The sequence below is a fragment of the Pseudomonas purpurea genome, from assembly GCF_039908635.1.
Lineage (GTDB): Bacteria > Pseudomonadota > Gammaproteobacteria > Pseudomonadales > Pseudomonadaceae > Aquipseudomonas > Aquipseudomonas purpurea.
The window spans coordinates 5,235,478-5,260,040 of sequence record NZ_CP150918.1; the positions used below are offsets into that span (position 1 = coordinate 5,235,478).

The window sequence follows — 24,563 nt, forward strand, 5'->3', positions numbered from 1 at the left end:
TGCAGGAGAGAATCGCCTCAGCCGGATGGAAGGTCGAGTGTAGGGATTGCCCTACAAAGATGGCGGGATTGGGTATGTCGATGAGCGATAGTGGCCAGCATCAGGCTGCAAGCCACAAAAGCCGGTGGGGCCGGACTTTCCGTCATGTCGCAAATGGACATGACCACGACTGGATGCCTAATGGAGATCCCACATTGGACTGCAGTGAACCTGTGGGATTAGGTGTGTCACAGGAGTTTGTGCTCCATCGCGTATTTCACCAGCTCGGCCAGGGAGGTGATGTTGAGTTTCTGCATCAACCGCGCCTTGTGGGTGCTGATGGTTTTGCTGCTCAGGGCCAGTTGCTGGGCGATGTCGTTGACGTTGGCGCCCTGGGCCAGGCGCTCGAACACCGAAAACTCGCGTTCCGAAAGCAATGAATGCAAGGGCCGCGAGTCCGTCAGGCCGACTTCGAAAACCATCCGGTCCGCCAGTTCGGGGTCGATGTAACGCCCGCCTGCTGCGACTTTGCGGATCGCCGTCAGCAGCAGCGCCGGGTCGCTGTCCTTGGTGGCATAACCGGCCGCGCCGACCTTCAGCGCGCGGGCAGCCATTTGGGCTTCGTCGTGCATCGACAGCACCAGAATCGCGGGCGGATTGTTCAGCGCACGGATTCTGGGGATCGCCTCCAACCCGTTGACGCCGGGCATCGAGATGTCCAGCAACACCACCTCACAGGGCACATGACGCAAGGTCTCCAGCAATTGCTCGCCGTTGCTTGCCTCCCCCACCACCCGTAAATCCTTGGCCAGGCCGATCAACTGCTTGATGCCTTCGCGAACGATGGTGTGGTCTTCGGCTACCAGTACACGGATCACGTTTTTCTCCACTTTTCTTATCCAGAGCCAAGAGCATTCGCGAGCAAGCCCGCTCCCACAGGGATTTGTGCAAGTCGCCAAAACCTCTGACACACCCACAATCAAATACAAGAGCGGGGTTGCTCCGGGCGGCGCTCCAACGAAAGCGTCAGCCCAAACACCACACAACCATCACGCTTCATCCAGCGGCACGCGCACACTCAGGGTCGTGCCTTCACCCGGCACACTCTCCAGTGACAACTGCCCGCCCATGATCAACACCCGCTCGCGCATGCCGACCACGCCAAAGGACGTCGGCCTGCCGGTGGAAGCGACAAACCCTACACCATCATCACTGATGGTCAGGCATAACTCGCTACCTTCCAGCACCAGCGTCAGCTCGACAGTATGCGCCTGGGCATGGCGCATGACATTGGTCAGCGCCTCCTGAAGAATCCGGAACAGGCCGATGGCCTTGGCATCGCTCAACATCGGCAGGTTGTCGGGGACTTGCACCAGACACGGAATCTGCGTGCGCGCCTCGAAGCGCCGGGCCTGCCACTCGATGGCCGAGGCGATCCCCGCATCGAGAATCGGCGGACGCAAGGCCGTGGCCACGTCCCGCACCAACTGGAACAACTGGGCAATCAGGCGCTTCATGCTCTGGAGGCGCTCGCTCAACCCTGGGTCCAACTCGGCGTAGGCCAGTTCGCACATCGAGGTTTCGAGTTTCAACACGGTGAGCATCTGCCCCAACTCATCGTGAACCTCTCGGGCAATGCGGGCCTTTTCCTCCTCGCGAACGCTCTCCAGGTGCGCCGACAATTCGCGCAATTGCTCGCGGGAGCTGGCCAGCTCCAGTTCGATGCGCTTGCTTTCGCTGATGTCCCAGACAATCCCGTCCCACACTGCCGTCCCGTCCTCCAGCCGACGGGTAATGGCCTTGATCTCGGCCCAGCGCTGTTCGCCCTGACGCGTGAGAATCCGGCCTTGCCACGACCAGTCGCTGTCGGTGTCCAGTGCATGATCCTGAGTCTGGTGGTAGCTGGCCTTGTCGTCTGGATGCACCAGACTGCGCAGGCCCCTGTCGCGATGGCTCAAGGTGGCCGGCGAATAACCCACCAGGCCCTCGCTGCCCTCACTGATGTAGGCAAAGTCGATTTGCCCGGTCAGTGGCGCCCTTTCCAGGCGAAAGACCAAACCCGGCACGTTGGCAGCAATGCCCTGCAACCGCGCCTCGCTTTCTTGCAGAGCGGCCAGTGCACGTCGACGCTCGGTGACGTCGTTGAGGTAGACCACCAGATACTCACCGTCGCGAAAACGCAGAAAACTCAGGGACACGTCCGCCGGCAGGATGCTGCCATCGGCCCGCACGCAGTGGGTTTCAAAACTTTGCGGCCCGTCCTCGCTCGTCCGGGCGCTTTTCCACAGGTTCAGCCAGCGGTCCATGTGCAGGCCTGGTTCAAAATCGATCAACGGCCGGTCAATGACCCCGCCCGGAGGGTAACCGAGCATGGCTTCAGCGGCAGGGTTGGCGTAACGGACATGGCTGTCCCAGTTGACCCAGAGAATCCCGACCGTACTTTGATCGATAGAAAACTGCGTCAGGCGCAGGGATTCTTCGCTGGCCGCGCGCAGGGCAATGTCTTCCCGGGCAGCCACCAGCAGCAGTTCCAGCGCACGCTGTTGGCGCCGCTGCCAGAACACGATGGCCATGCTGGCGAGCAGCAACACCACCAATAGCAGGCACAGGTTCTGCCAAAAACCCGGGGACTCGGCCAACCGCGGGTATTTGGGTTGCAACCAGCGGGCGTGCAGTTGCTCCAGGTCCTTGCCGGGGATCGCATGCAAGGCGCGTTCGACGATGTCAGCCAACTGCGGCCAGTCGCGCCGGGTCGCCACTCGCAGCAATTGCGGCAGCCCGATATCACCGACCACTGCCAGCCCGGCGAACTCGGGTTCGGCCGACAAACGGCTGAGTTGCGCTTCATCGATCACCGCGTAGCGCGCTTGCTGGCTCAGCAACAATTGCAGGGCCTGACGCTCTTGCGGCACACCTTGCAGGTTCAGGTTGGGGTAAGTGGCCCGCAGATAGTCCGCGATGGCGCTGGGCATCCGCACCACCACCCGGGATTGGCTGTCGAGTTTTTCCAGCTCCACGGCGCCGGCGCCTTTCTGCTCGCCGACCACCAGTTGCGGGACCCGCATGTACGGGTCGGAAAATTGCCAGAGGCGCAGGCTCGCCGGGGTTTGCGTCAGGCCGGGGGCGAGGTCGATCTCGCCGTCGCGCAACGCCGCTTCCAGTTGCGCCAGGTCGGTGAAGTGGCGCCAGCTCAGTTCGACGTCGAGCGCCTTGCCCAGCCATTGCATCAACTCGACATTGGCGCCGGACAAGCGCTGCAAGCGCCGGTCGTACTGCGCGTAAGGGGCTTGCAGCACCAGGCCGACCCGCAGTTGCGCGTGCTGCGCCAGCCATTGGCGCTGTTCGACCGTCAATGGCACGCCCGGCGCCACCGGTACGGGCGCCGCCCATCCCATCAAGGGAAGCCATAAACAGCCGATAACCCACAGGCAGCGAAAACGCATCATCGAACTCTCACACACTGACAAATACTGACCAACCCATTAGGCTGCCGGGATTACTTCTGGCCTGGAATATCCGATGCCCCCTGTTTACCGCCTGGCACTGCCAGCATTGTGCCTGTCGTTGATCCTGCCTTGTGCGTTTTCCGTTCAGGCTGCCGACCCGGCACCCGCCGCCACGGAAAAACCCACAGAAGACAAACCGGCCGAACGCCAGCCATTGCTTGAGCGTAGTCAGGAAGAAGCCACGGCCCTTGAGCGAATTGTTCCTACCCAGGAACAACAGCAGTTGCAAACCGGCAGCGACAGTTTCCTGGCCCTGTGGAAACCGGCGAACACCAGCGAACCCAAAGGCGCGGTCATTATCATTCCTGGGGCGGGTGAAACGGCGGACTGGCCTCAGGCAATCAGCCCGTTGCGCCACAAACTGCCGGATGCCGACTGGGGCAGCCTGAGCCTGACGCTGCCGGACCTGCAAAGCGACGCAGCCCAGGCACGCGCTGTCGAAGCCGCACCGGCCCCCGTCAAGACCGACCCCGCCAGCAAAGACGCCAGCACCGCAGCCCCCATCGAGCAGGTGGCCGGCGGCGAAGGCGAAGTCAGTGACCGACCGACCGTCGACACCGTTGAAGAGAAAGCCAAGGCCGACGCCGAGCGGATCTTTGCGCGCATCGATGCCGCGATTGCCTTTGCCGAACAGCAAAGCGCCCGCAGTGTCGTTCTGCTGGGCCACGGCACCGGCGCCTATTGGGCAGCGCGCTACCTGAGCGAAAAACAGCCTGCGCAAATCGAGAAATTCGTGATGGTTGCGGCGCAAACACCGGTCGGCGCCAAGCCTGAACTGGCTGAGCTGACGCCCACCCTGAAGCTGGCTACTGCGGATATTTTCTACAAGGACAAACCGCTGGCACGCGCCGCAGCCCTCGAGCGTTTACAAGCCAGCAAACGCCTGAAAGCCTCGCGGTTCAGCCAAATCCCCCTCAAGGCCCTGCCCGGCAACAGCGCGGCTGAACAGGAACAACTGTTTCGCCGCGTACGCGGCTGGTTGAGCCCTCAGCCCGCGGCGGACTGATCGGCAAACCCGGATTGATCGCCTGACACAAACTCTGTGGCGGGGGAGCTTGCTCCCGCTGGGGCCGGGCTGGCGCTCCAGCGCGAAGCGGCCCCCAATCGACCACCGAGATTCCGTCAGGGATACCTCAGGTGCAGAATTTGCGCCCGCTGCGCAGCCGAGCGGGAGCAAGCTCCCTCGCCACAGAGTTCCCCTTCTATTACCCGATTAACGAAAATCCCGCCGCTCACGAATCAATGTGTAGGCGCTATGCAGCTCTCGGGTTCTTTCGGTCGCTTCACGTACCTGCATCAGGCTCGCGCCCGTGCCCGCCACTTTGTCCGGGTGATGGCGGCTGAGCAGCCGCCGATAGGCGCGCTTGATCTGCGACGGCTCGCTGTTCACCGTCACTCCCAGCAGCAACATCGCTTCTTTGTAAGCGGTAGCACTGCTGACCAAGGGTTTTCGATGGGGGTCGTGTTCAGCGGACAACGACTGCACCTGCTCCGGCGTCCAGCCCAACCAGCGCCCCCATTGCGCAATCAGTTCACGCTCGTTGGCGCCCACTCGGCCATCGGCCCAAATCATCCGCCAACACGCGCGTAACACGCCCTCGGCCGCAAAAGGCTGCGCCCTCAGCCGTCGCAGATAGCCGCGCAACCGGTCGCTGCCGGACTTGCCCCGGTTGAACGCCGCGATGGCGCGTTTCTGCGCTGACTCCGTCATCTCCAGCGAACGCATTTCCTGACGCGCTTGTTGGATATGCCCGTCGACCACCCGGCCATCGCTTTTGGCCAATCGCCCCAACAACACAAACAACAGTTCGTCGTTACGCAGCTGCGCACGACCGCCCAAACGTTCACGCAAATGCCCCAGGCTTTGCAATTGCAGGCGTCGGTCCAACGCCTGCCCCAACAATGCGCCGAGCATGGCCCCCGGAATGCTGGCTATGGCAAAGCCCGCTCCGGCTCCAATCAGAGTCCCTGGCCACAACATATCAGTAGCTCGCTTCTAACAATTTTTCGACTTGCGCCAAACGTTCGTGAGTGCCCACATCGACCCAGTGTCCAGACAAGCGCTCACCGCTCACCTGACCTTTCGCTATCGCGGCACGCAACAGCGGGGCCAGTTTGAAAGCACCGTCGGTACAGGTCGCGAAGAGTTTCGGGTGCAACACTGCAATCCCACTGTAAGTCAGGGTATCGGCCGCAGGCTGACCTTCTTGCACCTGCCCATCGATCAGGCTGAAATCACCTGTCGGGTGATGCTCCGGGTTGTCCGCAAGCACCAGGTGCGCCTCGCCCACGAGGGGGTGGCGCAGGGTCGCAAAGTCGTAGTCGGTCCAGATATCACCGTTGACCACCACGAACGGCTCGTCCCCCAGCAGCGGCAAGGCCCGGAAGATTCCGCCCCCCGTCTCCAGCGGCGCCTCTTCAGGCGAATACTGAATGCTCAAGCCGAAACGCGAGCCGTCGCCCAGGTAATCCTCGATCTGCTGGCCCAACCAGGCGTGGTTGATAATGATGTCAGTGAAGCCCGCCGCCGCCAGCGCCCGCAGGTGATACTCGATCAGCGGCACACCGCCGACGCGCACCAGCGGCTTGGGCGTGGTCAGGGTCAAGGGCCGCATTCGCTCGCCCTTGCCTGCCGCGAGAATGAACGCCTTCATGCGCAGACTCCGACCGAAGCCCGCAGGCTTGCAAGCAACTCGCCAAGTTCGGCCAGCTCCGGACGCCGGGCCAGGACGGCTTCTATATAAGCAAAGAAGCGCGGTACATCGGCCAGGTAACGCGGCTTGCCGTCACGGTGGCAGATGCGGGCGAAAATCCCGATGACTTTCAGGTGACGCTGCACGCCCATCAGGTCGCTGGCCCGCAGGAATTCTTCGAAATCCGGCTGCACGGGAATCCCCAGCGCACCGGCCTGCTGCCAATAATCGGCCAACCAGCCGCGCACTCGCTCATCGGGCCAACTGAGAAACGCGTCCTTGAACAGGCACGTCACGTCATAGGTCACCGGGCCGTAGACCGCGTCCTGGAAGTCCAGCACGCCGGGGTTCGGCTCGCTGATCATCAGGTTGCGCGGCATATAGTCGCGATGCACCAGCACCTTGGGTTGGGCCAGCGCGCTGTCGATCAGTTGATCGCTAACGCGTTGCCACAAGGCCTGTTGCCCGGCATCGAATTTCACGCTCAGCTCGCGCCCCACATACCACTCGGGGAACAGTTCCAGCTCACGGCGCAGCAACGCCACGTCATAACTGGGCAGCGGCGCGACCATCGGCAACTGCTGAAACGCCAGCAACGCCTGCAGCGCTTTATCGAACAAATCGTCGGCATTAGTGCCGTCGATCACGTCCAGATAGGTCTGGGTGCCCAGGTCATTGAGCAAAAGAAACCCGCGTTCGAGGTCTTCTGCGTAAATTTTCGGCACATTTACATGCGCCTGGGCCAGTAAAAAGGCGATATCCACGAAGGGTTTGCAGTTTTCCTGGGGCGGCGGAGCGTCCATCACGACAAAGCTTTTGCCGCCGCCTTCCCACCGGAAGTAGCGCCGAAAACTCGCGTCACTACTGGCCGCAGTCAACGTGGCCGGGGGCACGGCGCCCCAGCCTTGATCTGCGAACACAATTGCCAACTGCTCATCGAGCCAAACTTTCAGGTGTTGCAAGCGTACATCTTGGTCAGGCATTGCAAGGGTCTCCGACGGCGCTAGCCGTCAAGCGGGTCATGCTTTATTATCCAGCATCTTTTTCAGACCATCGAGAGGCGTGCGGCCCACCACCGCGGGCAGATGGCACGCAGGAAGCCCGGACTAATAAGATGGCATTGAAATCCCCCGCGTTTCGTAAAAAATTTCCGTTGCTGGTAACCGGCAGTTTGCTGGCCCTGCAACCTCTAGCCACTTCGTATGTGGTCGCCGCGGAACAGTATGACTGCTCAGTCTCTGCTTCGGGTGCCTGGGACTGCGCGCCGAAAACCAGCGCCGCCCAATTGCCGCCGCGTCCCGTGCATGACGGCAGCGCCGTCACGTCGAACAACGAATCGGCAGCGGGCACCAGTGCCAGCGACGACTCGGGACCCAAACCGGTCCTGGTGACCGAATCCAAAGGTCGTGGCCTGAAGTCCCGCAGCGAAGACTACAGTCACCTCGACTGGGTCCCGCGTGACAAGCTCACCGCGGCGCAATTGGCTGAAACCGGTCCTTATTGCTCTGGTTCCTATATCGAACCCATTCGTCCTGGCATGAATGACAAGACGAATAAAAGTGACGCGCCGACCTTCATCGGTGCCAAGGCGTCGCGCTACCAGCAAGAACAGCAGGTCGCGACCCTGGCCGGTGACGTCGTCATGCGTCAGGGCAGCATGCAGGTCGAGGCCGACGAAGCCAACCTGTATCAGGCCGAGAACCGTGGCGAACTCAGCGGCAACGTGCGGATTCGCGACAACGGTGCCCTGATCGTTGGCGACCACGCCGACGTGCAGCTCGACACCGGTGAAGCCAAGGTCGACAACGCCGAATACGTGATGCACAAGTCACGCATCCGCGGTAACGCGCTGTACGCCAAGCGTGCTGAAAACGCGATCATCCGTCTCAAGGACGGCACGTACACCACGTGCGAACCGAACAGCAACGCCTGGCAGCTCAAGGGTAACAACATCACCCTGAACCCGGCGACCGGCTTCGGCACCGCAACCAACGTGACGCTGCGGGTCAAAGACATTCCGGTGCTCTACACCCCGTACATCTACTTCCCGATCGACGACCGTCGCCAGTCCGGCTTCCTGCCGCCGACCATCGGCACCGGCACCGACACGGGCATGTTGCTCGTCACCCCGTACTACTTCAACCTGGCGCCGAACTACGATGCCACGTTGTACCCGCGCTACATGAGCAAACGCGGCCTGTTGATGGAAGGCGAGTTCCGCTACCTGACCAAGTCCAGCGAAGGTCAGTTCGGCGCGGCGTACCTCAACGACGACGATACCGAACGCAGCAAGCAGAGCGACTACGAAAAATCCCGCTACATGCTCAACTGGCAGCACAAGGGCGGGCTTGATTCGCGCCTGATGACAGAGGTCGACTACACCAAGATCAGCGACCCGTATTACTTCCAGGATCTGGAAAGTGATCAAATCGGGATCAAGGCATCCCACGAATACGTTAACCAGCAGGGCGTCGTTACTTACCGTGGCGATACCTACCGCGCACGCATCAATGCTCAGGCCTATGAACTGGCAACGGTCTCCAACATTACGCCGTACAACCGCCTGCCACAGATCACCTTCGTAGGTGAACTGCCACAACATCCGGGCGGTCTGGATTTTTCGTACAACACGGAAATCGTGCGTTTTGATCGCGACCTGCTAACTGGTAGCTACTTCGACAAGGATGGCATCGATCAAGGTCGTCTGGACAGAAACGTTACCGGCCTGGCACGCGCCAACGGTAACCGCCTGGATCTTGAACCGACCGTCAGTCTGCCTCTGAACTGGACCTACGGCTTCGTGAAGCCGTCGCTCAAGTACAAGTACACCCAATACGACCTCAGCCTCGACAATCTGGGCAAGGTCCAGATTGACGATGCACGCGCAGCCGCAGCACGAAACGGCACCGATTACATCGGCGGCAACTTCAGTGGCTCCCAGAACCGCAGCGTCCCTATTGCCAGCATCGACAGCGGCCTTTACTTCGACCGCAATACTTCATGGTTCGGCAAAAACTACCGGCAGACGCTTGAGCCACGCTTGTACTACCTGTATGTCCCGGAGACCAATCAGGAAGACATCCCGGTATTCGACTCTGGCGAGAGCACGTTCAACTACTCGTCGCTGTTTCGCGACAATCGCTTCACCGGCTCCGACCGCGTAGGGGATGAGAACAAACTGTCCCTGGGCGTGACCAACCGCTGGATCGAGGACAATGGCTTCGAACGTCAAACCATCAGTGTTGGCCAGGCCCTGTACTTCAAGGACCGCGAAGTACAACTGCCAGGTATCGATGCCAAGACTCGCGCCGACGCACATTCCAATGTGTCACCGTATGCAATGGAATACTCCTATCGCTTTAACCGCGACTGGCGCGCCACGGCCGACTACAACTGGGACCCTGACAGCCGCAGCCCTCGTTCGGGCAGCGCGATGTTCCACTACCAGCCTGAAGACAACCCGAACAAAATCATCAACGCCGGCTATCGCTATCGCAACGACCAGATTCGTTACGACGAATCTACCGGTAAGTGGATTGTGGGCGGCGGCGACTATGGCACCCCGGGCACTCCTGGTTTCGTGAAGGACTACTACAAGATCCAGCAGCACGACTTCTCCGTGATCTGGCCGATCGTGCCGCAATGGAACGCCATCAGCCGTTGGCAGTACGACTACAGCCGCAACCGCACGCTCGACGCTATTGGTGGTTTCGAGTACGACAACTGCTGCTGGAAGCTGCGCCTGATCAGCCGTTACTGGATCAAGTATGACGAGTTCAGCCAGCAGGCTCCGCAAAACGAAAGCGGTGACCGCGGCATTTTCCTCCAAATTGTGCTGAAGGGACTTGGTGGCGTTGTTGGCCAGAAAGTAGAGAGTTTCCTCGACCAAGGCATCAAGGGTTATCGTGAACGTGAAGACCAAGCTTTCTGATTGTCTGCGCCCGCTGATGCTGGGCGCGTTGTTCCTGGGTACTGTGGCCAATGCCGCAGTACAGTCCATCGACAAAGTGGTGGCCATCGTCGACAACGACGTGGTCATGCAGAGCCAACTGGACCAACGCGTTCATGAAGTTCAGCAAACCATCGCCAAGCGCGGCGGCGGCACTCCGCCGCCTGGCGTACTGGATCAGCAGGTACTTGAGCGTCTGATCGTCGAAAACCTGCAACTGCAGATCGGCGAGCGCTCCGGCATCCGCATTACAGATGAAGAACTGAACCAGGCGATCGGCACCATTGCCCAGCGCAACAACATGACCGTGGATCAGTTCCGCGCCGCCCTGGCACACGACGGCCTGTCTTATGACGACGCACGTGACCAGGTTCGCCGTGAAATGATCATCAGCCGTGTGCGCCAACGCCGTGTAGCCGAGCGCATTCAGGTGTCCGAGCAGGAAGTGAAGAACTTCCTCGCCTCCGACCTTGGCAAAGTTCAGCTCTCTGAAGAACTGCACTTGGCCAACATCCTGATTCCGACGCCGGAAAGCGCCAACTCTGAAGCGATTCAGAATGCCGCTCGCCAGGCAATGGAAATCTATCAGCAGCTCAAGCAAGGTGCAGACTTCGCCCAATTGGCCATTGCCAAATCCGCGAGCGACAACGCACTGGAAGGCGGCGACATGGGCTGGCGTAAAGCCGCTCAACTGCCACCGCCGTTCGATCGTGAGCTGAGCGCCATGTCCGTGGGTGAGATCACTCAGCCGGCACGCACACCTGGTGGCTTCATTATTCTGAAAGTGCTGGAAAAGCGCGGCGGCGGCAATCAGGTACGTGACGAAGTCCACGTTCGCCATATCCTGATCAAACCAAGCGAAATCCGCAGCGAAGAAGAAACCAAGCGTCTGGCACAGAAGCTCTACGAGCGCATTGAAGCGGGCGAAGACTTTGCTGACCTGGCAAAAAGCTACTCGGAAGACCCGGGTTCCGCCCTTAACGGCGGTGACCTGAACTGGATCGACCCGAACTCGCTCGTACCGGAGTTCCGCGAAGTGATGGCCAAGACCCCGCAAGGTCAACTGTCCAAGCCCTTCAAGAGCCCTTACGGCTGGCACGTACTGGAAGTCCTTGGCCGCCGCGCCACCGACAGCACTACCCAGGCCCGTGAACAGCAAGCGATGACCGTACTGCGTAACCGCAAATACGACGAAGAGCTGCAAACCTGGCTGCGTCAGATCCGCGACGAAGCCTACGTAGAGATCAAACTCCCTGGTGCAGACCAGGCAAAGCAGTGAAACCCAAGCGTTTCGCGCTGACACCCGGCGAACCGGCGGGCATAGGTCCTGACCTGTGCCTGCTGCTTGCCTCGCAAGCCCAGCCACACCCCCTGATTGCCATTACCAGCCGCGACCTGCTCCTTGAGCGGGCCTCGCAACTGGGCGTGGTCGTCGACCTGCTGACGGTCACCCCCGACCATTGGCCGGACGCTCCGGCGCCCGCCAACAGTCTGTATGTCTGGGATACGCCGCTCAACACCAAGGTCACGGCCGGTCAGCTGGACAAGGCCAATGCCGCGTTTGTCCTGGAAACCCTGACCCGAGCAGGCCAGGGCTGCCTGGACGGGCACTTTGCCGGCATGATCACCGCCCCGGTTCACAAGGGTGTGATCAACGAGTCCGGGATCGCCTTTTCCGGCCACACCGAGTTCCTCGCCGACCTGACCCACACCCAACAAGTGGTGATGATGCTGGCTACCCGCGGTTTGCGCGTAGCCCTGGTCACCACCCACCTGCCGCTGCGCGAGGTTGCCGATGCAATCACCGTGGAGCGACTGGAGCGGGTCACGCGAATCCTGCACGCCGACCTGCAACAAAAATTCGGCATCGCCCGGCCGCGCATCCTTGTCTGCGGGCTCAACCCGCATGCCGGTGAAGGCGGACACCTGGGCCATGAAGAAATCGACATCATCGAACCCACCCTGGAGCGTCTGCGCGGCGAAGGCATGGACCTGCGTGGCCCCCTGCCCGCCGACACTCTGTTTACCCCCAAATATCTGGAGCACTGCGATGCAGTGCTGGCGATGTACCACGACCAGGGTTTGCCCGTGCTGAAATACAAAGGTTTCGGCGCGGCAGTCAACGTGACCCTCGGCTTGCCGATCATCCGCACTTCAGTCGACCACGGCACCGCCCTGGACCTGGCTGGCAGCGGCAGAATCGACACCGGCAGCCTGCACGTCGCCCTGGAAACCGCCTATCAGATGGCCGAGACCCGTTTATGACCGAGCATTACCAACACCGGGCGCGCAAGCGCTTCGGCCAGAACTTCCTGCACGATGCCGGCGTTATCGACCGCATCCTGCGCGCCATCCGCGCCAAGCCTGAAGACCGCCTGCTGGAAATCGGCCCGGGCCAGGGTGCGCTCACCGAAGGCCTGCTCAACAGCGGCGCCCAACTGGACGTGGTTGAACTGGACAAGGACCTGATCCCGATCCTCAACCAACAGTTCGCCGGCAAGAGCAATTTCAACCTGCACCAGGGCGATGCGCTGAAGTTCGACTTCAACAGCCTGAATGCAGCACCCAACAGCCTGCGCGTCGTCGGCAACCTGCCGTACAACATCTCCACGCCGCTGATTTTCCACCTGCTGAGCAATGCAGGCATCATCCGCGACATGCACTTCATGCTGCAAAAGGAAGTGGTTGAACGTCTTGCGGCCGGCCCTGGCGGCGGTGACTGGGGGCGTCTGTCGATCATGGTTCAGTACCACTGCCGGGTTGAACACCTGTTCAACGTTGGCCCCGGCGCGTTCAACCCGCCACCAAAAGTCGACTCGGCAATCGTCCGCCTGGTGCCGCACGACGTGCTGCCACACCCGGCCAAGGATCATCGCCTGCTGGAACGCGTCGTTCGCGAAGCCTTCAACCAGCGCCGCAAGACCCTGCGCAACACCCTCAAGTTGCTGCTGAGCAACGCTGAAATCGAAGCTGCCGGCGTCGATGGCGGCCTGCGTCCCGAGCAGCTCGACCTGGCGGCCTTCGTTCGCCTGGCCGACAAGCTCAGCGAACAAGTCAACGCGGCGCCCGCCGCCGACTGACAGCCCTTGAGCGTTAACGGGTAGGACACCAGGCGCCCAGTCTGGTTTACTACCCGCTACTTGGCCTAGACTGACCTCTATCAGTTATGCCCCGCGCTCCGCTTCGCTCTAAAGGCCTTTTGCATGTCCGATCCTCGTTATCAGGTCGACGTCAGCGTCGTTACCCGCTTTCTGGCAGAACAGTCGCAACCCGAGCACAACCGCTTTGCCTTCGCCTACACCATCACCGTACAGAACAACGGCCAGGTCCCGGCCAAGTTGCTCTCTCGGCACTGGGTCATCACCGATGGCGACGGGCATGTCGAAGAGGTTCGCGGTGCCGGTGTCGTGGGTCAGCAACCGCTGATCGACGTCGGCAAAAGCCACACCTACAGCAGCGGCACCGTGATGACCACACGAGTCGGCACCATGCAAGGCACTTACCAGATGCTCGCTGAAGACGGAAAACACTTCGACGCCGTCATCGCGCCGTTTCGTCTGGCGGTGCCCGGAGCCCTGCATTAATGACAACCTACGCCGTAGGTGACCTGCAAGGTTGCCTTGAACCCCTGCAATGCCTGCTCAAGCAGGTGGCATTCGACCCTGCAAAGGATCGTTTGTGGCTGGTCGGCGATCTGGTCAACCGTGGCCCGCAGTCGCTGCAAACCCTGCGCTTCCTCTATAGCATCCGCGAATCGCTGGTGTGCGTATTGGGTAACCACGACCTGCACCTGCTGGCCGCCGGGAAAAACATCGAGCGCCTGAAAAAAAACGACACCCTGCACGAGATACTCGAAGCACCGGACGCCCGGGAGCTGCTTGAGTGGTTGCGCCAGCAAAAGCTCATGCACTACGACGAACAACGCGACATGGCCCTGGTGCATGCCGGCATCCCGCCGCAATGGTCCCTGCGCAAGGCTTTAAAGTGTGCATCCGAAGTCGAAGCCGCCCTGCGCGACGATAACCTCATCGCACCTTACCTGGACGGTATGTACGGCAACGAGCCGGCGAAATGGGACAACGACCTCAAGGGCGTTACCCGCCTGCGGGTCATTACCAACTATTTCACTCGCATGCGTTTCTGCACCAGCGAAGGCAAGCTTGACCTCAAGGGCAAGGAAGGCGCCGAGACCGCGCGCCCCGGCTATGCGCCCTGGTTCAAGCAAAAGGAGCGCAAGACCAAGGGGCTGAAGATCATCTTCGGTCACTGGGCGGCCCTGGAAGGCCAATGCAACGAACCCGGTATCTTTGCCCTCGACACCGGTTGTGTCTGGGGAGGTTCGTTGACCTTGATGAACATCGATACCGGCCAGCGCCTTCATTGCGAATGCGATGACGAAGGTCACCTTATGCAGCCCATCGCCCCCACCACCCCCGATCAATTAGCCAGCGCCAAGCGCTAGACTCAGGAGCCCGCCATGAGCGAATTCAAACGCATCCCCCCAGAGCAGGCCCAGGCCCTGCGCGAAAAAGGCGCCGTCGTGGTCGACGTCCGTGATCCGCAGACTTTCGCCCTGAACCACATCAGCGGCTCAAAGCACCTGGACAACCACTCGCTGCACGCTTTCATCACCGCCGCCGACCTTGATGCACCGACCGTTGTGGTCTGCTATCACGGCAATTCCAGCCAAGGGGCGGCAGCCTATCTGGTCAGCCAAGGCTTCTCCGACGTCTACAGCATGGACGGTGGTTTTGAGCTGTGGCGCACGACTTTTCCCTCAGAAATCTCTCAAAACCCTACCGAATAATTTTTTTCACACGCTCCAGCCCACGCCCGCCGTGGGCTGACGAACGGTCCGTCACAACAAATTACGCATTGCCCCTTTGCCTCCCGGATTCCGAACTATCCTTAGCCTCAGGCCATCCAAAACAGGGGAGAGCCGGTACACCGGCATGCGGATCATCGGGAGTAGCTTTCAAGGTCGATAGCTTTGAAGGTGTTCTGGGGGGTAAACAGCAGCTGCATTTCAGTTGCTTGCCAGCATCGACTGACTGATCCGACGTCGGCTCCACGTATCGAGCGAGGTGACGTCATGAGTATTTTTAGCCACTTCCAACAACGCTTCGAGTCCACGCGCCAGGAAGAACTCACGCTGCAAGAGTATCTGGAACTGTGCAAAAAGGACCGCAGCGCTTACGCGTCGTCCGCCGAACGTTTGCTACTGGCAATCGGCGAACCGGAACTGCTCGACACCTCGACCAATTCGAGACTGTCGCGCATCTTTTCCAACAAAGTGATCCGTCGCTATCCGGCCTTTGAAGACTTCCACGGAATGGAAGAATGCATCGACCAGATCGTCTCCTACTTCCGCCATGCTGCGCAGGGCCTGGAAGAGAAGAAACAGATCCTCTACCTGCTGGGCCCTGTCGGTGGCGGTAAATCGTCCCTGGCCGAGAAACTCAAACAACTGATCGAAAAAGTGCCCTTCTATGCCATCAAGGGCTCGCCGGTATTCGAGTCGCCCCTGGGGCTGTTCAACGCCACAGAAGATGGCGCGATCCTCGAAGAGGATTTCGGCATTCCGCGACGCTACCTCAACACCATCATGTCGCCCTGGGCAACCAAGCGCCTGGCCGAATTCGGCGGTGACATCAGCCAGTTCCGCGTGGTCAAACTCTACCCGTCGATCCTTAACCAGATCGCCGTGGCCAAGACCGAACCGGGTGACGAAAACAACCAGGACATCTCCGCGCTGGTGGGCAAGGTCGATATCCGCAAGCTCGAAGAATTCCCGCAAAACGACGCCGATGCCTATAGCTACTCGGGCGCACTCTGCCGCTCCAACCAGGGTTTGATGGAATTCGTCGAAATGTTCAAGGCACCGATCAAGGTGCTGCACCCATTACTGACGGCCACCCAGGAAGGCAACTACAACAGCACCGAGGGTCTGGGCGCGATTCCGTTCACCGGGATCCTGCTGGCCCACTCCAACGAATCGGAGTGGCACACCTTCCGCAACAACAAGAACAACGAAGCGTTCATCGACCGGATCTACATCGTCAAAGTGCCGTACTGCCTGCGGGTCAGCGACGAAGTGAAGATCTACGACAAACTGTTGTTCAACAGCTCCCTGGCCAAGGCTCATTGCGCGCCCGACACCCTGAAGATGCTCGCTCAGTTCACCGTGCTCTCGCGCCTCAAGGAGCCGGAAAACTCCAACATCTATTCGAAGATGCGCGTGTATGACGGCGAAAACCTCAAGGACACCGATCCAAAGGCCAAGTCGATCCAGGAATACCGCGACACCGCAGGTGTCGACGAAGGCATGAATGGCCTGTCGACCCGGTTTGCCTTCAAGATCCTGTCGAAGGTCTTCAACTTCGACCCGCACGAAATCGCCGCCAACCCGGTACATCTGCTGTACGTGCTGGAGCAACAGATCGAACAGGAACAATTCCAGGCGGAAACCCGCGAGCGCTATCTGCGCTTCCTCAAAGAGTACCTGGCGCCGCGTTACATCGAGTTCATTGGCAAGGAGATTCAGACCGCCTACCTGGAGTCCTACAGCGAGTACGGTCAAAACATCTTCGACCGCTATGTGCTTTACGCAGACTTCTGGATTCAGGACCAGGAATACCGCGATCCGGAAACCGGTGAGATCCTCAATCGCGTAGCCCTCAACGAAGAGCTGGAAAAAATCGAAAAACCGGCGGGCATCAGCAATCCGAAAGATTTCCGCAACGAAATCGTCAACTTCGTCCTGCGTGCCCGAGCCAACAACAACGGCAAGAACCCAACCTGGCTCAGCTACGAGAAGCTGCGCGTGGTCATCGAGAAGAAAATGTTCTCGAACACCGAGGATCTGCTACCGGTTATCAGCTTCAACGCCAAGGCCAGCAAAGAGGACCAGCAAAAACACAACGACTTCGTTACACGGATGGTCGAGCGCGGTTACACCGACAAACAGGTACGACTGCTGTCCGAGTGGTATCTGCGAGTCAGGAAATCGCAGTAACCCGCTGCCGGTCAGACCGGTTGTCGTTAGCCCGGAGCCTGTGTACACAATTTCTGTTACACAGGTTTCTGGAAGGTGTTTGGAAATCGACAGCGAAGCCCAGGCAACGCGCAACAGGTACGGAAGGCGCATAACCGCGCCCCCCTACCTTGCGCCCCTTACAGCCAGACTTGCTCGCGATTTCTCAAGACAGCTTCTAAGGAGCAGTCATGAGCTATGTGATCGACCGACGTCTCAATGGCAAGAACAAGAGCACGGTAAACCGTCAGCGGTTTCTGCGGCGTTACCGTGACCACATCAAAAAGGCCGTCGAAGAGGCGGTCAGCCGGCGCTCCATCACGGATATGGAGCACGGCGAGCAAATCAGCATTCCCGGCCGGGATATCGACGAGCCGGTGCTTCACCATGGTCGCGGCGGCAAGCAGACCGTCGTGCATCCGGGCAACAAGGAATTCACCAGCGGCGAGCATATCGCCCGTCCACCGGGTGGTGGTGGCGGCAAAGGTCCGGGCAAGGCCGGCAACTCCGGCGAAGGCATGGACGAATTCGTTTTCCAGATCACCCAGGAAGAGTTCCTTGAGTTCATGTTCGAGGACCTGGAGCTGCCGAACCTGGTCAAGCGCAACCTGAGCGGCACCGACACCTTCAAAACCGTGCGCGCCGGCATCAGCAACGAGGGCAACCCGTCACGGATCAACATCATCCGCACTTTGCGTTCAGCCCATGCACGGCGTATTGCGCTATCTGGCAGCAGCCGGGCAAAGCTGAAGGACGCCAAAGATGAACTGGCCCGACTTAAACGGGAAGAACCCGACAACTTCGGCGATATCCAGACCATCGAAGCAGAAATTGAACGCTTGAGTGCGCGAATCCATCGCATACCGTTTCTCGACACGTTCGACCTCAAGTACAACCTGCTGATCAAGCAACCCAACCCCAGCTCCAAAGCCGTGATGTTCTGCCTGATGGACGTCTCCGGCTCCATGACCCAGGCCACCAAAGACATCGCCAAGCGGTTCTTCATCCTGCTGTACCTGTTCCTCAAGCGTAACTACGAGAAAATCGATGTGGTGTTCATTCGTCACCACACCAGCGCCCGCGAAGTCGACGAGGAAGAGTTCTTCTACTCTCGCGAAACCGGCGGCACCATCGTTTCCAGCGCCTTGAAACTCATGCAGGAAATCATGGCAGAGCGTTATCCCAGCAACGACTGGAACATCTACGCTGCCCAGGCTTCGGACGGCGATAACTGGAACGACGACTCGCCGATCTGCCGCGACATCCTGATCAACCAAATCATGCCATTCGTGCAGTACTACACTTATGTGGAGATCACCCCGCGCGAACACCAGGCCTTGTGGTACGAATACGAGCGTATCAGCGAAGCCTTTTCTGAAACGTTCGCTCAGCAGCAGCTGGTTTCGGCCGGGGATATCTATCCGGTCTTCCGTGAACTCTTCCAGCGCAGGTTAGTGACATGACCGCCAAAGAGCAGAAGCGCCAACCCATTTCCACCGGCTCCGAATGGACATTCGAGCTGATCCAGGCCTACGACCGCGAAATCAGCCGTATCGCGAACCGCTATGCGCTGGATACCTACCCCAACCAGATCGAGGTGATCACCGCCGAACAGATGATGGACGCCTATGCGTCTGTCGGCATGCCACTGGGTTATCACCACTGGTCCTATGGCAAACACTTCCTCAGCACCGAGAAGTCCTACAGTCGCGGCCAGATGGGGCTGGCCTACGAGATCGTGATCAACTCGGACCCGTGCATTGCCTATCTGATGGAAGAAAACACCATCTGCATGCAGGCGCTGGTGGTTGCCCACGCCTGCTATGGCCACAACAGCTTTTTCAAGGGCAATTACCTGTTCCGCACCTGGACCGATGCGAGCTCGATCATCGATTACCTGGTTTTCGCCAAGCAGTACATCATGCAATGCGAAGAGCGCCATGGCATCGACGCCGTAGAAGACCTGCTGGACTCCTGCCATGCGCTGATGAACTACGGCGTCGACCGCTACAAACGCCCTTATCCGATTTCCGCCGAAGAAGAGCGGCGCCGGCAGAAAGATCGTGAAGAACACCTGCAAAAGCAGATCAACGACCTGTGGCGCACCATCCCCAAAGGGGCCGACAAGTACAACGAGAAGGACAACGCCCGTTTTCCCGCCGAGCCGCAGGAGAACATCCTCTACTTCATCGAAAAACACGCCCCGCTGCTGGAGCCTTGGCAACGGGAAATCGTGCGGATCGTGCGCAAGATCGCCCAATACTTTTACCCACAGCGCCAGACTCAGGTCATGAACGAAGGCTGGGCAACGTTCTGGCACTACACGCTGATGAACGACTTGTACGACGAGGGCCTGGTAACCGACGGCTTCATGATGGAGTTCCTGACGTCACACACCAGCGTGGTCTTCCAGCCTGGCTTCGACAGCCCTTACTACAACGGGATCAACCCCTACACCCTCGGTTTCGCCATGTACCGCGACATCCGGCGCATGTGCGAAGAACCCACCGAAGAGGACTACCGCTGGTTCCCGGAAATCGCCGGGACCGACTGGCTGTCGAGCATCAAGTTCGCCATGAGCAGCTTCAAGGATGAGAGCTTCATCCTGCAGTACCTGTCACCCAAAGTGATCCGCGACCTGAAACTGTTCAGCATTCTCGATGACGATCAGAAGGACGACCTGCTGGTGCCTGCGATTCACGACGAAGAAGGCTACCGGATCATTCGTGAAACCTTGGCGGCGCAGTACAACCTTGGTAACCGCGAGCCCAACGTGCAGATCTACAGCATCGACCGCCGCGGCGACCGCTCGCTGACCCTGCGCCACCAACAACATGACCGCAAACCCCTGGGTGACTCCACCGACGAAGTCCTCAAGCACCTGCACCGGCTGTGGGGGTTCGATATACACCTGGAGACGCTGCAAGGTGACCAGCTCATGAAAACCCACCATGTCCCGCCCAGAGGCGATCACAACGAAGGGGATTACGGGCGACTGGACCTGGCTGTCATTCACCTGTGATGCAACCCAGACCTCCGAAAGTTCGACGCAAGGGTTATCCTGTCGGGCTTACGGAGGTTTTTTATGCAAATTTTTAAAGTCGGTGGTGCGGTTCGTGATCGCCTGCTCGGCAAGCCTGTCACTGACATCGACTGGGTCGTGGTAGGCGCGACCACTGAAGAGATGCTCGCCAAAGGCTACCGCCCGGTCGGCGCGGACTTTCCGGTGTTTCTTCATCCAAAAAGTGGCGAGGAATACGCCCTCGCACGCACCGAACGCAAGAGCGGGCGGGGTTACGGCGGATTCACCTTCCATGCCAGCCCCGAGGTTACCCTGGAAGAAGACCTGATTCGTCGCGACCTGACGATCAACGCCATGGCCGAGGACGATCACGGCAATCTGACCGACCCCTATCACGGCCAACGCGATCTCGATGCCCGCGTACTTCGCCATGTTTCCCCCGCGTTCGCCGAAGATCCCCTGCGAGTGCTACGCGTCGCCCGCTTCGCAGCTCGTTATGCCGAGCTGGGTTTTACTGTCGCCCCTGAAACCCTGGAACTGATGCGCCAACTCAGCGAATCAGGCGAACTTGAAGCCCTGACCGCTGAACGCAGCTGGAAAGAAATCTCCCGCGCCCTGATGGAAGATCAGCCACAGGTATTCATCCAAGTGCTGCGCGACTGCGGCGCACTGAAGGTCTTGATGCCGGAGGTTGATGCACTCTTTGGCGTGCCTCAGCCCGAAGCCCACCACCCGGAAATCGACACCGGCGTGCACACCCTGAGCGTGCTGGAGCAAGCGGCGCGACACCAACAACCGCTGACCGTACGCTGGGCCTGCCTGCTGCATGACTTGGGCAAAGGCCTGACACCAAAAGAAGAATGGCCTCGGCACATCGCCCATGAACACAAGGGCCTGAAGCTGATCAAAGCGCTCAACGAACGCTTCAAGGCACCGCGTGACTGCCAGGAACTGGCACTGCTGGTGGGCGAATACCACACCCATGGTCACCGGGCGCTGGAACTGAAAGCATCAACTTTGCTGGAACTGCTACAGAGTTTCGACGTTTACCGTCGGCCGCAGCGCTTTGAGGAATTTATCATCGCCTGCGAAATGGACGCACGAGGCCGCAAGGGGCTTGAGCAGAGAAGTTATCCACAAGCGGATTATTTGCGTGGTGCGGCTACTGCGGCGCGAGGCATCGCCGTTCAGCCGTTGCTGGAGAAGGGCTTCAAGGGGCCAGGGCTGGGCGAGGCAATCAAGCGTGAAAGGCTTAAAGCGCTGAAGGCTTACAAAGAGGCGGCGTCAACCTGAACAAGCCCGCCCCCACAGGACCGGCACAACCCTTGTGGGAGCGGGCTTACCCGCGAAGGCGTCATCCGCCTCACAACAAATGTGAAGGGGTCAACTGCTCACCACGCCATTCAAACGCCACAGGCGCCAGCACCTGATCAATCTGCGCCTCGCTCCACAACGTCGAAAAGCTCTTGCCTACACCCGGATGCACCCTGTCCGGCGCAATCAGCGACAACGGCCACAGCACGAAGGCATTTTTCAGAATTTCCACACGCGGCAGGATCAGCCCATCGAAGTTGCCTGCCAACTCGCCATACAACAACACATCGATATCCAGCGGCAAACCCTTGCGGTCCGGCGCATAGCGACCATTATCCGCCTCAATGAATTTCAAGCGCCGGTCCAGTTCCAGCAGTGGCAGATCGGTATAGGGCCGACACCACAAAATTGAAAAACGGCCCACTCTTGATGCCCACCGGCTGACTCTCGAACACCGCCGAGCAGCGAATATCCACCAGAAAACCGGCAAGCGCTTCCAGCCCCGCCTGCAAATGAGCTTCACGCTCGACGTTACTGCCGAGGCCGAGGAAAACCTGAGTCAGCGACATCCGCGCTCGATCTCCACGCCCACACCCGTAGCCGCCGGAACGGCCCCTGGCTTGGTCAGCTTGAGGCGCAGCCAGGTAATCTTGAATTCGCTCATCAAGACTTCAGCCAGGCGCTCGGCAAAGGTTTCAACCAGTTGAAACTGCGCTTGCTCGGCAAACGCCTGAATACGCGCCGAAACGCTGGCGTAATCGAGCGCCAGGGTCAGGTCATCACCGGCCGCTGCCGGACGATTGTCCCAGGCGAAGCTCAGATCAAGCCGCAGGCACTGACGGATGCCGCGCTCCCAGTCGTAGGCACCGATCACCGTGTCGACTTCCAGGCCCTCGATAAACACTCTGTCCAAGCACTCTTCTCCGCAGCACGACAAGGGCGCAATGCGCCGTTAGAATCAGGGCGTCCTCGCCCGGAATGGTTAGCATGTTTTGGTTACTGGCGATTCTCGCCTACCTGCTCGGCTCTCTGTCCTTCGCCATTTTGCTCAGCCGCCTGACCGGTAACCCCGATCCGCGAATGAGTGGCTCCGGCAATGCCGGTGCCACCAACATGTTGCGTCTGGCCGGCAAAAAACTCGCCATCCTGACCTTGCTCGGCGACCTCTGCAAAGGCTTGTTGCCGGTGCTGATCGCCGCGCTCGCCGGTCTTTCGGTGCAACAACAGGCCTGGGTCGGCGTCTGCGCCGTCATTGGCCATCTGTTCCCGCTGTACTTCCGCTTTCGCGGCGGCAAAGGTGTCGCCACCGCGGCCGGCATGCTGCTGGGGCTTTACCCACCCGCCGCGCTCCTGGCCATCGGTGCCTGGCTACTGACCTTCTACCTCACCCGCACCAGCTCGCTGGCTGCGCTGATCGCCACGCCCCTGACCCTGCCACTGCTGGCCTGGCAAGAGCCGGAAGCACTGCTGCCGATGAGCGCCCTGACGGCGTTGATCGTGTGGCGGCATCGCGGCAATCTACGCGACCTGTTTGCCGGGCGCGAACGGCATTTTTAAATACCCGCCATGAACAACGCTCATCACAGGGGCGACAACTGCTCCATCGGCCAGCGTGCCTGCACGCTGATGGCCAGGCTTTCCTGCTGACCTGCCTGCAAACGCTGGCAACCGGCAAAAGCAATCATCGCGCCGTTATCGGTGCAGAACTCCGGACGTGCGTAGTAAACGTCGCCCTTCATGTCGCCGAGCATCTTCTCCAACGACTCCCGCAATGCCTTGTTGGCGCTGACGCCACCAGCGATCACCAGACGCTTGAGACCCGCCTGCTTGAGGGCACGCTTGCACTTGATGGTCAAAGTCTCCACCACTGCCTGCTGGAAGGCCAGCGAGATGTCGCTGCGGGTTTGTTCACTGTCGTCCCCGGCACTGACGCATTGCTGCCAGGTGTTCAGGGCAAAGGTTTTCAAGCCACTGAAGCTGAAGGCCAGCCCCGGACGATCACACATCGGACGCGGGAAGACGAAACGTCCGGCAACGCCTTGCGCAGCCAGTCGTGCGATTTCCGGACCACCGGGGTAATTCATCCCCATCATCTTGGCCGTCTTGTCGAACGCCTCACCCGCAGCGTCATCAAGAGTCTCACCCAACAGCTCGTATTGGCCAATGCCATCGACCCGAACCAGTTGCGTATGCCCCCCGGACACCAACAAAGCGACGAACGGGAATTCGGGCGGTTGCGGCTCCAGCATCGGCGCCAGCAAATGGCCTTCCATGTGGTGCACGCCCAAGGCCGGAATGCCCCAGGCAAAGGCCAGCGCCTGAGCACAGGAAGCCCCCACCAGAAGAGCGCCCACCAGGCCAGGACCTGCGGTGTAGGCGATTGCATCGATCTCGGTCGGCACGCAATCGGCTTCAGCCAACACCTGACGAATCAAGGGCAGCATACGCTTGACGTGGTCACGCGACGCCAGCTCCGGCACTACGCCACCATAGGCGCGATGCAGGTCGATCTGGCTGAACAGTGCGTCGGCCAGCAAGCCTCTTTCACTGTCGTAAAGTGCGACACCGGTTTCGTCGCAGGAGGTTTCTAATCCCAGTACTAGCATGGGTTTGCGCCTTGTTTAGGCTGAATTCGAAGGCGCGCATAATAGTCGCCACGTGGTGCCCCGACCAGCGGTTTTCGATCAGAGGCTTTGCATTCCGAGCGATGAGGGGTTAACATCCGCAACCCTTAAAAACCGACGTCTTCAAGTGCATTTTTGCCGCGAGGATGTTGACCCCGGTAATGAATGAAGGTAGCTCTGGATGCCAGCCGTCAAAGTTAAAGAGAACGAACCCTTCGACGTAGCTCTGCGTCGTTTCAAGCGCTCCTGCGAAAAAGCCGGTGTACTGGCTGAAGTTCGTAGCCGCGAATTTTACGAGAAGCCGACTTCTGAGCGTAAGCGCAAAGCAGCTGCTGCTGTTAAGCGTCACGCCAAGAAAGTTCAGCGCGAACAGCGCCGCGCCGTTCGTCTGTACTAATACACAGACGTTCGTAGCAAGCTTCTGCCAAGCCCGGCCCTCAGCC

21 protein-coding genes and 1 pseudogene are annotated in these 24,563 nt (G+C 59.8%); 14 read left to right on the plus strand and 8 right to left on the minus strand.

The window, feature by feature from the left end:
- Nucleotides 1-227: 227 nt before the first annotated feature.
- Both AABM54_RS23600 and AABM54_RS23605 read right to left on the minus strand, forming a co-directional pair.
- Nucleotides 228-857, minus strand: coding sequence for a response regulator transcription factor (locus AABM54_RS23600; RefSeq protein ID WP_347902322.1), 630 nt, complete (start codon nt 855-857; stop codon nt 228-230).
- Nucleotides 858-1,028: 171 nt separating this feature from the next.
- Nucleotides 1,029-3,425 carry a transporter substrate-binding domain-containing protein gene (locus tag AABM54_RS23605; RefSeq protein WP_347902323.1) on the minus strand — a complete coding sequence of 799 codons (2,397 nt, stop codon included), beginning with the start codon at nt 3,423-3,425 and terminating at the stop codon, nt 1,029-1,031.
- 73 nt (nt 3,426-3,498) lie between these two features.
- Here AABM54_RS23605 and AABM54_RS23610 point away from each other — a divergent pair, with 73 nt between their 5' ends.
- Nucleotides 3,499-4,491, plus strand: a complete 993-nt coding sequence (locus tag AABM54_RS23610; RefSeq protein WP_347902324.1) for an alpha/beta hydrolase family protein — start codon at nt 3,499-3,501, stop codon at nt 4,489-4,491.
- A gap of 207 nt (nt 4,492-4,698) precedes the next feature.
- Here AABM54_RS23610 and AABM54_RS23615 read toward each other — a convergent pair whose 3' ends face one another.
- From AABM54_RS23615 to AABM54_RS23625, 3 genes are read right to left on the minus strand one after another with little or no spacing between them, the layout of a single operon-like run.
- On the minus strand, nt 4,699-5,466 hold the full coding sequence (locus tag AABM54_RS23615; protein WP_347902325.1) for a TerB family tellurite resistance protein: 768 nt from the start codon (nt 5,464-5,466) through the stop codon (nt 4,699-4,701).
- Between the two features lies 1 nt (nt 5,467).
- The gene (gene murU, locus AABM54_RS23620) at nt 5,468-6,139 is read right to left on the minus strand and encodes an N-acetylmuramate alpha-1-phosphate uridylyltransferase MurU (RefSeq protein ID WP_347902326.1); all 672 of its coding nucleotides are present in this window, start codon (nt 6,137-6,139) and stop codon (nt 5,468-5,470) included.
- Nucleotides 6,136-7,161, minus strand: a complete 1,026-nt coding sequence (locus tag AABM54_RS23625; protein ID WP_347902327.1) for a phosphotransferase — start codon at nt 7,159-7,161, stop codon at nt 6,136-6,138. Before AABM54_RS23625 ends, murU begins: the two co-directional genes overlap by 4 nt.
- A 131-nt stretch (nt 7,162-7,292) precedes the next feature.
- Between AABM54_RS23625 and AABM54_RS23630 the strand changes: the two genes are divergently transcribed.
- The 11 genes from AABM54_RS23630 to AABM54_RS23680 all read left to right on the plus strand — a co-directional run bounded on the left by AABM54_RS23630 (nt 7,293) and on the right by AABM54_RS23680 (nt 21,475).
- On the plus strand, nt 7,293-10,109 hold the full coding sequence (locus AABM54_RS23630) for an LPS-assembly protein LptD (protein ID WP_347902328.1): 2,817 nt from the start codon (nt 7,293-7,295) through the stop codon (nt 10,107-10,109).
- Nucleotides 10,090-11,406: a peptidylprolyl isomerase SurA gene (surA, locus tag AABM54_RS23635; RefSeq protein WP_347902329.1), complete on the plus strand. Its 1,317-nt coding sequence runs from the start codon at nt 10,090-10,092 to the stop codon at nt 11,404-11,406. Before AABM54_RS23630 ends, surA begins: the two co-directional genes overlap by 20 nt.
- Nucleotides 11,403-12,392, plus strand: a complete 990-nt coding sequence (gene pdxA / locus AABM54_RS23640) for a 4-hydroxythreonine-4-phosphate dehydrogenase PdxA (protein ID WP_347902330.1) — start codon at nt 11,403-11,405, stop codon at nt 12,390-12,392. The genes surA and pdxA overlap by 4 nt, the downstream gene beginning before the upstream one ends.
- Entirely contained in the window at nt 12,389-13,207 is an 819-nt protein-coding gene (gene rsmA / locus AABM54_RS23645; protein ID WP_347902331.1) for a 16S rRNA (adenine(1518)-N(6)/adenine(1519)-N(6))-dimethyltransferase RsmA, read from the plus strand. The genes pdxA and rsmA overlap by 4 nt, the downstream gene beginning before the upstream one ends.
- Nucleotides 13,208-13,330: 123 nt before the next feature.
- Nucleotides 13,331-13,711, plus strand: a complete 381-nt coding sequence (gene apaG, locus AABM54_RS23650; RefSeq protein WP_347902332.1) for a Co2+/Mg2+ efflux protein ApaG — start codon at nt 13,331-13,333, stop codon at nt 13,709-13,711.
- Nucleotides 13,711-14,589: a symmetrical bis(5'-nucleosyl)-tetraphosphatase gene (locus AABM54_RS23655; protein ID WP_347902333.1), complete on the plus strand. Its 879-nt coding sequence runs from the start codon at nt 13,711-13,713 to the stop codon at nt 14,587-14,589. The genes apaG and AABM54_RS23655 overlap by 1 nt, the downstream gene beginning before the upstream one ends.
- 15 nt (nt 14,590-14,604) lie before the next feature.
- Nucleotides 14,605-14,934 carry a thiosulfate sulfurtransferase GlpE gene (gene glpE / locus AABM54_RS23660; RefSeq protein WP_347902334.1) on the plus strand — a complete coding sequence of 110 codons (330 nt, stop codon included), beginning with the start codon at nt 14,605-14,607 and terminating at the stop codon, nt 14,932-14,934.
- Nucleotides 14,935-15,219: 285 nt separating this feature from the next.
- Nucleotides 15,220-17,142, plus strand: a complete 1,923-nt coding sequence (locus AABM54_RS23665) for a PrkA family serine protein kinase (RefSeq protein ID WP_145014440.1) — start codon at nt 15,220-15,222, stop codon at nt 17,140-17,142.
- Nucleotides 17,143-17,351: 209 nt separating this feature from the next.
- Nucleotides 17,352-18,623, plus strand: a complete 1,272-nt coding sequence (locus tag AABM54_RS23670; protein ID WP_347902335.1) for a YeaH/YhbH family protein — start codon at nt 17,352-17,354, stop codon at nt 18,621-18,623.
- The gene (locus AABM54_RS23675) at nt 18,620-20,182 is read left to right on the plus strand and encodes a SpoVR family protein (RefSeq protein WP_347902336.1); all 1,563 of its coding nucleotides are present in this window, start codon (nt 18,620-18,622) and stop codon (nt 20,180-20,182) included. The genes AABM54_RS23670 and AABM54_RS23675 overlap by 4 nt, the downstream gene beginning before the upstream one ends.
- 63 nt (nt 20,183-20,245) lie before the next feature.
- Complete coding sequence (locus tag AABM54_RS23680; protein ID WP_347902337.1) at nt 20,246-21,475, plus strand: multifunctional CCA addition/repair protein; 1,230 nt, start codon at nt 20,246-20,248, stop codon at nt 21,473-21,475.
- Between the two features lie 70 nt (nt 21,476-21,545).
- On the opposite strand, the pseudogene folK reads toward AABM54_RS23680, so the two are convergent.
- A pseudogene (gene folK, locus AABM54_RS23685) lies at nt 21,546-22,065 on the minus strand (2-amino-4-hydroxy-6-hydroxymethyldihydropteridine diphosphokinase).
- Nucleotides 22,056-22,409 carry a dihydroneopterin aldolase gene (gene folB / locus AABM54_RS23690; RefSeq protein WP_347902338.1) on the minus strand — a complete coding sequence of 118 codons (354 nt, stop codon included), beginning with the start codon at nt 22,407-22,409 and terminating at the stop codon, nt 22,056-22,058. Before folB ends, folK begins: the two are co-directional and overlap by 10 nt.
- Nucleotides 22,410-22,483: 74 nt before the next feature.
- On the opposite strand from folB, the gene plsY reads away from it, so the two are divergent.
- The gene (plsY, locus tag AABM54_RS23695; RefSeq protein WP_347902339.1) at nt 22,484-23,053 is read left to right on the plus strand and encodes a glycerol-3-phosphate 1-O-acyltransferase PlsY; all 570 of its coding nucleotides are present in this window, start codon (nt 22,484-22,486) and stop codon (nt 23,051-23,053) included.
- A gap of 23 nt (nt 23,054-23,076) precedes the next feature.
- Here the strand turns inward: plsY and tsaD are convergent, their stop codons facing one another.
- Nucleotides 23,077-24,102: a tRNA (adenosine(37)-N6)-threonylcarbamoyltransferase complex transferase subunit TsaD gene (gene tsaD / locus AABM54_RS23700; protein ID WP_347902340.1), complete on the minus strand. Its 1,026-nt coding sequence runs from the start codon at nt 24,100-24,102 to the stop codon at nt 23,077-23,079.
- A 199-nt stretch (nt 24,103-24,301) separates the two neighbouring features.
- On the opposite strand from tsaD, the gene rpsU reads away from it, so the two are divergent.
- Entirely contained in the window at nt 24,302-24,517 is a 216-nt protein-coding gene (rpsU, locus tag AABM54_RS23705; RefSeq protein ID WP_002551877.1) for a 30S ribosomal protein S21, read from the plus strand.
- Nucleotides 24,518-24,563: the final 46 nt, after the last annotated feature.

Coding starts and splice junctions, on each gene's coding strand:
- tsaD (WP_347902340.1), bottom strand. CDS start 24,102: ATGCTAGTACTGGGATTAGAAACCTCCTGCGACGAAACCGGTGTCGCA.
- AABM54_RS23605 (WP_347902323.1), bottom strand. CDS start 3,425: ATGATGCGTTTTCGCTGCCTGTGGGTTATCGGCTGTTTATGGCTTCCC.
- AABM54_RS23610 (WP_347902324.1), top strand. CDS start 3,499: ATGCCCCCTGTTTACCGCCTGGCACTGCCAGCATTGTGCCTGTCGTTG.
- AABM54_RS23670 (WP_347902335.1), top strand. CDS start 17,352: ATGAGCTATGTGATCGACCGACGTCTCAATGGCAAGAACAAGAGCACG.
- rpsU (WP_002551877.1), top strand. CDS start 24,302: ATGCCAGCCGTCAAAGTTAAAGAGAACGAACCCTTCGACGTAGCTCTG.
- AABM54_RS23625 (WP_347902327.1), bottom strand. CDS start 7,161: ATGCCTGACCAAGATGTACGCTTGCAACACCTGAAAGTTTGGCTCGAT.
- AABM54_RS23675 (WP_347902336.1), top strand. CDS start 18,620: ATGACCGCCAAAGAGCAGAAGCGCCAACCCATTTCCACCGGCTCCGAA.
- plsY (WP_347902339.1), top strand. CDS start 22,484: ATGTTTTGGTTACTGGCGATTCTCGCCTACCTGCTCGGCTCTCTGTCC.
- AABM54_RS23655 (WP_347902333.1), top strand. CDS start 13,711: ATGACAACCTACGCCGTAGGTGACCTGCAAGGTTGCCTTGAACCCCTG.
- AABM54_RS23630 (WP_347902328.1), top strand. CDS start 7,293: ATGGCATTGAAATCCCCCGCGTTTCGTAAAAAATTTCCGTTGCTGGTA.
- rsmA (WP_347902331.1), top strand. CDS start 12,389: ATGACCGAGCATTACCAACACCGGGCGCGCAAGCGCTTCGGCCAGAAC.
- AABM54_RS23680 (WP_347902337.1), top strand. CDS start 20,246: ATGCAAATTTTTAAAGTCGGTGGTGCGGTTCGTGATCGCCTGCTCGGC.
- apaG (WP_347902332.1), top strand. CDS start 13,331: ATGTCCGATCCTCGTTATCAGGTCGACGTCAGCGTCGTTACCCGCTTT.
- glpE (WP_347902334.1), top strand. CDS start 14,605: ATGAGCGAATTCAAACGCATCCCCCCAGAGCAGGCCCAGGCCCTGCGC.
- AABM54_RS23615 (WP_347902325.1), bottom strand. CDS start 5,466: ATGTTGTGGCCAGGGACTCTGATTGGAGCCGGAGCGGGCTTTGCCATA.
- AABM54_RS23665 (WP_145014440.1), top strand. CDS start 15,220: ATGAGTATTTTTAGCCACTTCCAACAACGCTTCGAGTCCACGCGCCAG.
- murU (WP_347902326.1), bottom strand. CDS start 6,139: ATGAAGGCGTTCATTCTCGCGGCAGGCAAGGGCGAGCGAATGCGGCCC.